The organism is Halolactibacillus halophilus (assembly GCF_900115605.1).
Lineage (GTDB): Bacteria > Bacillota > Bacilli > Bacillales > Amphibacillaceae > Halolactibacillus > Halolactibacillus halophilus.
In genome coordinates this window covers 1-1,394 of the sequence record NZ_FOXC01000089.1, presented here as the reverse complement: position 1 = coordinate 1,394, position 1,394 = coordinate 1, and the positions used below count along the sequence as shown (strand labels likewise).

Here is a 1,394-nt window from a genome sequence, read left to right as displayed (position 1 = left end):
GATGAGTAATTCTTTACTCTGGTTTCAAGCACTAGCTTGTCTTACTTTATTTCTTAACTTTACTGTGTGTGTTATTCAGTTTTCAATGGTCAAATGTAAGTCGTTGTTCTTTCGGCGACAAGCTATATTATATAACATTTAGCTTGTTTGTGTCAATAACTTTTTTGAAAAAGTTTTGTTTCACGTTCGCTTCAAATCACGAGCGCAACTTTTATAATATAACACAATAACGATTATTGCGTCAATCATTTTATCTTGTTGCCGAAGCAACGTTTATAACTATAGCACGGCTTGTAGTTGACCGTCAAGGATAATTTGTATTTTTAAAATACAAATGAGAAAAAAGGCGAATCAAATCTCGCTTCACTTCTTTCTCGTTTGCTCATTAACGCGGTAATAACAATGTTTCACATGCGGATTTTTCGATGGTACTTCTTCTACTACAATCATTTTCTTCTCGATTAAGTAGCCTATTAATATCGCAAGATCGAGGTGATAATCAAAAGTTGTTATTCTATCTTTTAATTCATCTATCTTCTATACATGGTCAGCCATAATAGTGATTAAATGTTTACTAGCTTCCTCTACTTTATTAGTTGAACTACCCCCACCTAACATTCTTACGAATGGTTGAGGAAGGGGATTCCGTAAGGACACCCTAAAGGCGACCCATGCTCGTTCAACTAAGCATAGGTTTTTCTACTTTCCAACCGCCGCAAACCTATTTTCTCAACATCTATTAAAGCATGTTGGGGAAATAGTGCGCTCCAGGAGCACAACTTACTTGGGTCGAATCGTTCTGTCTGATAGAACGTATAGGTTCTGACAAAAGACAGGGTACGCGTCAAATACGCCCACCCGGCCCAATGATGTAGACCTTGTTTCTGCTCTGGAACAAGTGAATACAATATCGGTGGGAGTTTTTCTTTAAAGCCCATTGCCCGACGGGCAATGACATAAGCGGCTGCCATGTGAATGGACACACCGAGTCGCTTCATATATTTCATCTTGCCAATTTGACTGGTATAAGCAGGGTTAACAACGTAGACAGCCACCCCCATTTTTTCGGCTCTTGACTTGATCGCTAGGATCATTTTTTGATAAGCAAACTGACTCATTTGGCGATTGGCTTTCCTATTCCCATAAGGACGCGACACTTTGGACCGCGTCGTATCCAAGTTTTCAATCGCGAGTGGTTTATGATGTTTAACAGCATAGTCAACGAGGGCAATAACCTCTGCTTCGATGATTTTCGCCCTCTGTCCACTGGTTTTACCCTCTAAGTTAAACGGAAGGGTAAAGGCATCCACACATTGACCTATGGCGTTGATATTGGCGACGGCGATATGATTCACATTCAAATCAACACCAACCATACCCGTTGATGTTGAGGT

General features: G+C 40.1%; 2 protein-coding genes. Both read right to left on the bottom strand.

What is annotated here, in order from left to right; genetic code table 11:
* Nucleotides 1–363 precede the first annotated feature (363 nt).
* Nucleotides 364–534 (bottom strand): hypothetical protein, encoded by a 171-nt coding sequence (locus BM098_RS14030; RefSeq protein ID WP_159430204.1) that lies wholly within the window; start codon nt 532–534, stop codon nt 364–366.
* Nucleotides 535–683: 149 nt separating this feature from the next.
* Nucleotides 684–1,394: IS200/IS605 family accessory protein TnpB-related protein (locus BM098_RS13220; protein ID WP_200795855.1), on the bottom strand; the 711-nt coding region annotated here is incomplete at its 5' end.